Below are 9,187 nucleotides of genomic sequence, written 5' to 3'. Positions count from 1 at the left end.
CCCTTGCCTTCGAGAACGGCCTTCTTCTGGGCGTTGAAGGCGGTGGCGTCGTCCTTGAAATACTGGATCAGGGTGCCGGGCTCGGGTCCTTCGTAGAGGATCTTGGCCTTGCCCTCGTAGAGCTTCTTGCGCTTGCTGTTCATCGGCGGCTTTCCCGGTCGGGAGGTGTTGGCGCGACGCCGGAAACAAAAAACGCGCAGCCAGACGACGGTCTGGGCGGCGCGATCTGGAATCGGGCGGGCGAGGAAATGGGTCGGACGGACCTTAGCGGAAGGCGGTGCGCGACACAAACGTCGCATGTTGCGCCTTTCCGCCGCCGCGACATCGGCGCCGGTCCGGGTGGGCGGGTTCCATGTTGCTTTGGACGGGGCGGCGGTTATAGACCTGACGCAGCGCCTCCGGTTTTGTGGCGCATCCGGAGCTTGTGGACCACAGATGACGACTTTCGACGATCGGGAGCAGGCTTTCGAAGCCAAGTTCGCCCTTGATCAGGAACAGGAATTCCGCGCCATCGCGCGCCGGAACAAGCAACTGGGTCTGTGGGCGGCCGAAAAGATGGGGCTGTCGCCCGAGAGCGCCGAGGACTACGCCGCCGCCGTCGTGCGCGCCGACTTCGAGCAGCCCGGCGACGAGGACGTGTTCCGCAAGGTCGCCGGCGACTTCAAGGGATCGGGCATCAGCGTCTCCGAAGGCGAGATCCGCTCCAAGATGGATGAACTGGCTTCCGTGGCCCGAGATCAGGTCCGTGCGGGCGAATAGGCCCCACTCTGATCGATTCTGAAAAATAGAAGGGCCGCATCCCGGGGAAGATGCGGCCCTTCGTTCGTCGGGGACCTGGGGGGATAGGTCTCACCCGATATTTTGCGTCTTACGCCCCCTTGAAATGCAGGGGGCGCAAGAAGGTTCACTGAAAAAATCAGCCGGGCATCACCACGGTGTCGATGACGTGAACGACGCCGTTGGACTGCATCACGTCGGCTTGGGTGACGCGCGAGGTGCCACCCTTGGCGTCGGTCAGGATGACCGTGCCGCCGTCGCCGGCGGTGGCCGTCAGCTTGCCGCCTTCCACCGTGGTCAGTTCGGCCTTGCCGCCGCCCGCCTGGATCTGGGCCACCAGGTCGGCCGCCGTCACCCGGCCGGACACGACGTGATAGGTCAGAATCTTGGTCAGGTCGGCCTTCTTCTCCGGGGTCAACAAGGATTGCAGCGTCGCGGCCGGAATCTTCTCGAAGGCGGCGTTGTCAGGCGCGAAGACCGTGAAGGGCCCGGGGCCGCTGAGGGTCTCGACCAGGCCGGCGGCGGTCACGGCGCTGACCAGGGTCGAGAGGTTCGAGGCCTTGGACGCGTTGGCGACGATGGTGTCGTTGGGGCTCATGGCGGCGCCGCCGACGACGGGATCAGCTGCGGGGGTGATGGCGGTCGCTTCCGCCGGGGCGGCGGTTTCGGCGGGCTCGGCGTTGCAGGCCGTCATTCCGAGAAGGGCGGTCGCCGAAACGGCGGCCACGAGGGTCATCTTGTTGATCATGGGAAAGTCTCCTCACATGCCGCATCTGCTGTCGGCTGTGGTCGAATTACGAACGGCGCGGCGTTTGGATGCGTCGTCAGTCGAGATGGCCCTGCGACAGAACAGCGCCGATAACGGCCCAGCTTTCCGCCTTTCGCTCCGGCGACAGGGTGAAGGCCGGGCTGGAGGAGGGCAGGTCGATCAGGGTCAGGTCTGGGATGTCGCCCAGCGCCCGCCTACCCAATCGGGCGGCGGTCTTGCCGTTGAAGGCGACGGCGCGCAGGCGCGGCAGGCCGGCGATCAGGCCCCTCAGATCGGCCTGTTCGGGGCGGCGGATCGCCGCATCCAGACTACCGGAGCGTTCGGCAGAGGCGATGACGTCCCACAGGCCGACGCCCGTGGCCTTCAAGGCGTCCAGTCGCGCCTCATAGGGACGGGCGGCCAGTTCGACCCCGATCGCCTCGCCGACAAGACGCCAGAAGGCGTTCTGGGGATGGGCGTAGTACTGGCCCGCTCTGAGCGAGGCGTCGCCCGGCAGACTACCCAGGATCAACAGGCGTGTCTGGCCATCGACGACAGGCGCGAAGGCTGTCTTGGCGCCCGCCGCGCCGACGTCAGGGATTGTCCCGCTCCGCGTTTCTCAGACGCTGGTATTCATCATCGGACATCGCTGTCTTGCCGCCGAGCGAAACCTCGATGGTGCGTCCCACGGCGGGAGATCCGTCGGCGTAGGTGACCTTCATCCGGGAGGCCATGCACCTGAAGACGCGCTCATAGCGTTGAACGGTCCGGGTCGGATTGATCAACTCGCATTGACCCGGCGTGCCGTCAGCGTCGACGACGCATTGCAATCTCACGCCCGAAAATCCGACGAGGCCGTTCAGGCACCGCCCGGCGGCGGCGGAGTCGATCGTCTGGACCAGAGGCGCGAATTCCAGATCAGCCGCCGTTCCCTGATCCTGTGCGCCGACGCCGACGGCGCCGGACACCAGCCAGAGGGCGACGATCAGGATCGGCGTGCGCATCGTCAGTCTCCGAACACCCGCTGGAACACCACGTCCACGTTCTTGGTGTGATAGCCGAGGTCGAACAGGCTTTCGAGCTGGTCGTGGGGCAGGGTGACGCGCGGGTCGGCCTTGAGGAAGTCGAGGAAGACGCCCTCGCCGCGCCAGACCTTCATGGCGTTCTCCTGCACGGCCGCATAGGCGTCTTCGCGGCTGATCCCGGCCTGGGTCAGGGCCAGCATGACGCGCTGGGAGTGCACCAGACCGCCGAGGCGGTCGATGTTCTTCTGCATGTTCTCCGGATAGACGTTCAGCCGTTCGATCACCCCGGCCAGACGGTGCAGGGCGAAGTCGAGGTGGATCGTGGCGTCCGGGCCGATGCCGCGTTCGACCGAGGAGTGGCTGATGTCCCGCTCGTGCCAGAGGGCGACGTTCTCCATCGCCGGCACGACCGCCGAGCGGACCAGACGGGCCAGGCCGGTCAGGTTTTCGGTCAGGATGGGGTTGCGCTTGTGCGGCATGGCCGACGAGCCTTTCTGGCCCTTGTCGAAGAATTCCTCGGCTTCGAGCACCTCGGTGCGCTGAAGGTGGCGAATCTCGGTGGCCAGACGTTCGATCGAAGAGGCGACGACGCCGAGAGCGGCGAAGAAGGCGGCGTGGCGGTCGCGCGGGATGACCTGGGTCGTGACCGGCTCGACCTGAAGGCCCTTTTGGTCGGCGACGTATTGCTCGACCGCCGGATCGACGTTGGCGAAGGTGCCGACGGCGCCGGAGATGGCGCAGGTGGCGATCTCTTCCTTGGCGGTCAGCAGGCGGCGTTTGGCGCGCTGGAACTCGGCGTGATAGCCGGCCAGCTTCAGGCCGAAGGTGACCGGCTCGGCGTGGATGCCGTGCGAACGGCCGACCGTCGGGGTGTACTTGTGCTCCTTGGCCCGGGTCTCCAGCGCCGCCAGAACCCGGTCGACGCCGCCGATCAGCAGGTCCGAGGCCCGGGCCAGCTGGACCGCGAAACAGGTGTCCAGCACGTCCGAGGAGGTCATGCCCTGATGCAGGAATCGGGCCTCCTCGCCGACCGTTTCGGAGACGTGGGTCAGGAAGGCGATGACGTCGTGCTTCGTCGTGCGCTCGATCTCGTCGATCCGGTCGGCGTCCCAGACCACGTCCTTGCCCTTGGCCCAGATGGCCTCGGCGGCCTCGGTCGGGATGACCCCGAGTTCGGCCATCTTGGTGGCGGCATGGGCCTCGATCTCGAACCAGATCGAATACTTGGTCTCCTGCGACCACAGGGCGACGGCTTCGGGGCGGGAATAGCGGATGATCATGGGCGCGGGGTGTCGGTGCAACCCCCCTCCGAGTCAAGCGGCGCTTGTGTCTGACGGGGGTAAACTTGAGCGAGCGCCAGTGGTGAAGACGGGCGATTCGGCGCAAAAGATCGCGACCCGCACAGGAGATCGCCATGAAGCTCATCATCGGACCCCGCCGCTATTCGACCTGGTCGCTGCGGCCTTGGCTGGTGCTGAAGCGCTGCGGCGCGGACTTCGAAACGCATGAGGTCGATTTCGGCACGCCCGAGGGCCACGCCGAGCTGATGCGCCTGTCGCCCACGGGCCTGGTGCCGGTGCTGCAGGTCGAGGGAGAGACGATCTGGGACAGTCTGTCGATCTCGGTCTGGGCGGCGGAGCGCTATCCCGAGGCGAAGCTTTGGCCGGCGGATGCCAAGGCCCGCTGGCTGGCCCGGTCGGCGGTGTGCGAGATGCACGGCGGCTTCCAGGAACTGCGCTCGGCCCTGACCATGAATGGGGGTCATCTGATGGTCGGCGACAGCCGGTCCGAAGCGCCCAACCATTCGGCGGCGATGAAGGACGTGAAGCGTCTGATCGGCCTGTGGACCGACCTGCGCGGCCGGTTCGGCGCGGCGGGGCCGTATCTGTTTGGCGAGTGGTCGATCGCCGACGCCTTCTTCACCCCGGTGGCGACGCGGTTCCGGCACTATCAGGTCGACCTGGCCGAGTTGGGCGACGACGGGACGGCGGCGGCCTATGCGGCGACCCTGCTGAACGATCCGCACTTCCTGGCATGGGAGGCGGAGGCGCTGGCGGGGATGAAGGGCTGAGCGGCTAGAGACCGCCCGAGGTCACGGGGGCCGAGGCCATCTCGACCGGGGCGGCCGGGGCAGGGGCCGGCGGGACATAGTCCAGCATGATCGAGATGTTCGGCTGGCCGGCGGCGACGGCGTCCAGGGAGTTCAGCTTGCCGCCGAACATGCGCTGATAGATCCAGTAGGCGGCCATGACCTTTTCGACGTAGTCGCGGGCCTGGGGCACGTCGATGGTCTCGATCAACAGCAGGGGATCGGGGTCCGGGCCCAGCTTCTTCAGCGCCGTCAGCATCGGGCCGGGCCCGGCGTTGTAGGAGGCGACGGCGCGCAGGATGTCGCCCTGGAACTCCGGGCGGGCCAGCATGCGGTTGATGTAGGTCTGGCCCAGACGCAGATTGAGGTTGGGCTCCAGCAGGCGGGTCGGCTGGCTGACCAGGGTGCGGTCGCCGGTCATCTCGGCGGCGGTTGCGGGCATGACCTGCATCATGCCGTAGGCGCCGACGCTGGAGCGAGCCGAGGCGTTGAAGCCGGTCTCCTTGCGCGCCAGGGCGTAGACCAGGGCGGGCTCGGTCGTGAAGCCGCCCTCGGGCGTCAGGAGGGGGGTGGCGTAGCGGGCGGCGTCGATGCGGGTCGCGTCCTCGCCGCCACGCATCATCATGGGGGCGACGGCGCCGGCCAGGCTGACCCACATTTTATGGGCGGCCTCGCCCGCGGTGCGCAGCCCGGCCTTGAGCTCGGTCTCGGCCTCGTTGCGGCGGCCGATCTCCATCAGGGCGACGGCGCGTCGGGCGCGGGGGTCAGACTGGATGAAGGCGTTGAGCTCGCGAGTCGAAACGCCGTCGCGGCCCGGTTGATACGCGACGGTCATCAGGGTCGGGGCGTAGGGTCGGGGACCGGAGCCCTCGATCACCACATCCTCGCCGAGCTGGCGCAGGGCGATCTGGCCGTAGAAGGTCGCGGGCCAGGCGGCGGACAGGCGCAGGAATTCAGTGACCCGGTCGCGACGGCCCGAGGCCATGGCGGCGCGCGAGGCCCAGACCCCGGCGCCGGCGCGGACCCAGGCGTCCTCGGTCGGATCGGTGGCGACCCGCTCGAAGGCCTCGAACGAACGGGTGAAGTCGTTCAGCCGCCAGGCGGCGAGGCCCGCCGTCCACCAGTCGCCGATCTGGGTCCCCAGGGCGTAGGCGCCGGACAGGTCTTCGTTGTTGTAGGCGACGCGGGCGGCGCGGGCCGGGTCGCTCTCGCCCGAGCGACCGCCGGTCGGGATCAGGGCGCTCCAGGTCCGGGCGCCGGAGGCGCGGGGGTTGCGCGGCTCGGGCGCGCCGTCCGGGCGACGGCGCAGGGCCAGGGTATAGACACGGTCTGCGCACTGAAGATCGGCATATTCGTCCAGCCAGGCGACAAGCTCGTCATAGGTGGCGACGTGGTCGGGGTGGAACAGCCGCTCGAACTCCACCTGACCCAACAGGACGCGGTCGTTGGCGCGGCGCGCGGATTCGCGCGCCAACTCGAGGTCGCCGCGGCGCAGGGCGTCGAAGGCTGTGGTGTAGGACAGGCGGTCGGCGGGGCTGAGCGCAACCGGTCCGGCGCTGTCGTCCGGCGGCGTGTAGGCCGCGCCCTCGGCCGCAGCGGCATGCGCGACCGTGGCGGTTCCGAACCCGCCGAGCAGGACGGCGAACGTCGGCGCAAGCAGCGCTCTTTTCCAGGACATCCCGGGGAATGCGAACATAGGCGGCGGCCCCCTCGGCCACGCGTCTCCCGTCTCGATTCAGGATCGGCGCGCAGATTCTCGATCGGTCGTCAGTTGAGTCTTATGCCGCAACGCAGCGAGAGGCTCAAGTTCACCATGATCGACGACTGGGGCGGGAATGGGGAGGAAAGGTTAACCGCCGGTCTTTCCTTCGCCCGCATCCAGCCGCTCGGCCAGCGACAGCAGATCGGCCCAGACCTGACGCTTGGCCTGCGGCTGGCGCAGCAGGAAGGCGGGGTGCAGGGTCGGCAGGGCGGGGGCGGAGACGTCGCCCTCGGCCAGCCGCCAGTCCTGCCACTGGCCCCGAAGTTTCATGATCCCGACGTCGGTGCGCAGGACGCTTTTGGAGGCGGCGGCGCCGAGCAGCAGGACGGCCTTCGGCTGCAACAAGGCGAAGGCGCGCTCGACGAAGGGGGCGCAGACGGCCTGTTCCTCGGGCGTCGGAGTCCGGTTGCCGGGCGGGCGCCAGAAGACGGTGTTGGTGATGAAGGCGCGGTCGAGCAGGCCCGCCGCGGTCAGCATCCGGTCGAGCAACTGGCCGGCCTTGCCCACGAAGGGTTCGCCGCGCGCGTCCTCCTCCGCGCCGGGCCCCTCGCCGATGACCAGCAGGTCGCCCTCGGAATTGCCGCGGCAGAAGACGGCCTGGCGCGCGCCCATCGACCGCAGGCCGCAGCCCTCGAAAGCGGCGATGGCCTGACCCAGGGCGTCGAGCGTGTCGGCGGAGGCGGCCAGTCGTCGGGCCTCCGACAGGGCGTCGGCGGCGAGGGCCGGGGTGATCGGCGCGGCGACGGAGGCGGTGGCTTTCGTGACGGCCTTCAGTGCCGGAGGGGCGACCCAGGTCCGGTCCACCGGGGCGTCGCCGAAACAGGCCTCGACCCCCGCGTCGCGCCAGAAGGCGAGCAGGCTTTCGGTCGCGGCGATGTCGGGCGGGGCGGGATTCATCTCTACCCGCAGGTAGATACGCCTTGACCTCCCTCGCGTCACGTCCCGATAAACGGGCAACCACACGACAAACAAGGATATGAGCCGAATGGCCGAGGAAGCGATCGAAGGCGGCGCCGTGAATGCGGCCCAGGAAGCCATCCTCGACAACCTGCCGCCGATCGAAGCGCTCCAGGGCGTCGAGCGCGAGGTCATGGAATATGACGTCGTCATCGTCGGCGGCGGTCCCGCCGGCTTGTCGGCGGCGATCCGGCTGAAACAGCGCGCCGAGGCCGACGGCAAGGAGATCAACGTCGCCGTGCTGGAGAAGTCGGCTGAGGTCGGCGGCCATATCCTGTCAGGCGCCGTGATCGATCCGAAGGCGCTGAACGAGCTGTTCCCCGACTGGAAGGAGCGCGGCGCGCCGCTGGAGACGCCGGTCACGAAGGACCGGTTCATGGTGCTGGGCCCGGCGGGGCAGGTCAGCCTGCCGATGCCATTGTTGCCGCCGATGATGCACAACGACGGCTGCTACATCGCCTCCCTGGGCAATGTGACCCGCTGGCTAGGCGAGCAGGCTGAGGCCCTGGGTGTCGAGGTCTATCCCGGCATGGCCGCCAGCCATGTCGTCTGGGACGAACCCACCGGCCGCGTGAAGGGCGTCGTCGCCGGGGTCTTCGGCATCGACAAGCATGGCCAGCCGACCGACGACTTCCAGCCCGGCATCGAGCTGCATGGCAAATACGTCTTCATCGCCGAGGGCGTGCGCGGGTCGCTCGCCAAGACCATCATCGCGCGCCACAAGCTGGCCGACGGCAAGTCGCCCCAGAAGTACGGCATCGGGCTGAAGGAGCTGTGGCAGGTTCCGGCCGAAAAGCACCAGCCGGGTCTGGCCCAGCACACGACCGGCTGGCCGTTGGACGAGTTCACCGGCGGCGGCAGCTTCATGTACCACTTCGGCGACCGCTATGTGGCCATCGGCTACGTCGTCCACCTTAACTACAAGAACCCCTTCCTGTCGCCGTTCGACGAGTTCCAGCGTTTCAAGCATCATCCGGCCGTCGCCGAGCATCTGGAGGGCGGAACCCGCATCTCCTACGGTGCGCGCGCCATCACCGAGGGCGGCTTCCAGTCGGTGCCGAAGCTGGCCTTCCCCGGCGGCGCCCTGATCGGCTGTTCGGCGGGCTTCGTGAACGTGCCGCGTATCAAGGGCAGCCACAACGCCATGAAGACCGGCATGCTGGCCGCCGACGCCGCCTATGAGGCCGTTCAGGCCGGGCGCGGCGGCGACGTACTGAACGAATACCAGGCCGCCTATGACCGCAGCTGGGTCGCGAAGGAGCTGAAGCAGGTCCGCAACGCCAAACCCTATCTGTCGAAGTTCGGCACGACCCTCGGCGGCGCGCTGGGCGTCATGGACATGTGGTTCTCGTCCATCGTGAAACTGAACGTCCCCTGGACGCTGAAGCACGAGAAGACCGACGCGGCATCGACCGAACCGGCGGCGAAGCACAAGGCGATCCCCTATCCGAAGCCGGACGGCAAACTGTCGTTCGACAAGCTTTCCAGCGTCTTCATCTCCAACACCAACCACGCCGAGGAACAGCCGGCCCACCTGAAGCTGATCGATCCGTCGATCCCGATCCGTGTGAACCTGCCGAAGTACGGCGAGCCGGCGCGGCTCTACTGCCCGGCGGGGGTCTACGAGGTCGTCTATGCCGACGAGGTCGCGCGGACCGATCCGAAGTTCGTCATCAACGCCCAGAACTGCGTCCACTGCAAAACCTGCGACATCAAGGATCCGTCGCAGAACATCGTCTGGACCACGCCCGTGGGCGGCGGCGGGCCGAACAATCCGAAGATGTAATCCTCCCCCCTTGGGGGAGGGGGACCGCGAAGCGGTGGCGGGG

10 protein-coding genes are annotated in these 9,187 nt (G+C 67.9%); 3 read left to right on the top strand and 7 right to left on the bottom strand.

The window, feature by feature from the left end; genetic code table 11:
- Window positions 1-143 (bottom strand): phosphoribosylaminoimidazolesuccinocarboxamide synthase (locus ACT6QK_RS14055; protein ID WP_444598449.1); only part of this gene is annotated, 143 nt, incomplete at its 3' end.
- 292 nt (window positions 144-435) lie between these two features.
- Here ACT6QK_RS14055 and ACT6QK_RS14050 point away from each other — a divergent pair.
- A complete protein-coding gene (locus ACT6QK_RS14050) occupies window positions 436-759 on the top strand; it encodes a DUF1476 domain-containing protein (protein WP_444598445.1) in 324 nt (107 codons plus the stop codon).
- Window positions 760-916: 157 nt separating this feature from the next.
- On the opposite strand, the gene ACT6QK_RS14045 is transcribed toward ACT6QK_RS14050, so the two are convergent.
- From ACT6QK_RS14045 to purB, 4 genes are all read right to left on the bottom strand, one after another.
- Window positions 917-1,525, bottom strand: a complete 609-nt coding sequence (locus ACT6QK_RS14045; protein ID WP_444598444.1) for a fasciclin domain-containing protein — start codon at window positions 1,523-1,525, stop codon at window positions 917-919.
- A 76-nt stretch (window positions 1,526-1,601) separates the two neighbouring features.
- A complete protein-coding gene (locus tag ACT6QK_RS14040) occupies window positions 1,602-2,126 on the bottom strand; it encodes a DNA-deoxyinosine glycosylase (protein WP_444598448.1) in 525 nt (174 codons plus the stop codon).
- On the bottom strand, window positions 2,119-2,529 hold the full coding sequence (locus ACT6QK_RS14035; protein WP_444598443.1) for a hypothetical protein: 411 nt from the start codon (window positions 2,527-2,529) through the stop codon (window positions 2,119-2,121). Before ACT6QK_RS14035 ends, ACT6QK_RS14040 begins: the two co-directional genes overlap by 8 nt.
- A gap of 2 nt (window positions 2,530-2,531) precedes the next feature.
- On the bottom strand, window positions 2,532-3,830 hold the full coding sequence (gene purB, locus ACT6QK_RS14030; RefSeq protein ID WP_444598447.1) for an adenylosuccinate lyase: 1,299 nt from the start codon (window positions 3,828-3,830) through the stop codon (window positions 2,532-2,534).
- 134 nt (window positions 3,831-3,964) lie between these two features.
- Here purB and ACT6QK_RS14025 point away from each other — a divergent pair, with 134 nt between their 5' ends.
- The gene (locus tag ACT6QK_RS14025) at window positions 3,965-4,621 is read left to right on the top strand and encodes a glutathione S-transferase (RefSeq protein ID WP_444598442.1); all 657 of its coding nucleotides are present in this window, start codon (window positions 3,965-3,967) and stop codon (window positions 4,619-4,621) included.
- A gap of 4 nt (window positions 4,622-4,625) precedes the next feature.
- Here ACT6QK_RS14025 and ACT6QK_RS14020 read toward each other — a convergent pair whose 3' ends face one another.
- Both ACT6QK_RS14020 and ACT6QK_RS14015 read right to left on the bottom strand, forming a co-directional pair.
- Window positions 4,626-6,317, bottom strand: coding sequence for a lytic transglycosylase domain-containing protein (locus ACT6QK_RS14020; RefSeq protein WP_444598441.1), 1,692 nt, complete (start codon window positions 6,315-6,317; stop codon window positions 4,626-4,628).
- 171 nt (window positions 6,318-6,488) lie between these two features.
- On the bottom strand, window positions 6,489-7,298 hold the full coding sequence (locus tag ACT6QK_RS14015; RefSeq protein WP_444598440.1) for a uracil-DNA glycosylase: 810 nt from the start codon (window positions 7,296-7,298) through the stop codon (window positions 6,489-6,491).
- A 193-nt stretch (window positions 7,299-7,491) separates the two neighbouring features.
- On the opposite strand from ACT6QK_RS14015, the gene ACT6QK_RS14010 reads away from it, so the two are divergent.
- Complete coding sequence (locus ACT6QK_RS14010) at window positions 7,492-9,144, top strand: electron transfer flavoprotein-ubiquinone oxidoreductase (RefSeq protein ID WP_444598446.1); 1,653 nt, start codon at window positions 7,492-7,494, stop codon at window positions 9,142-9,144.
- Window positions 9,145-9,187 lie beyond the last annotated feature (43 nt).

It is taken from the genome of Brevundimonas sp., assembly GCF_052436175.1.
In the GTDB taxonomy this organism is placed as follows: domain Bacteria; phylum Pseudomonadota; class Alphaproteobacteria; order Caulobacterales; family Caulobacteraceae; genus Brevundimonas.
This window is presented reverse-complemented; position numbering and strand designations above follow the sequence as displayed.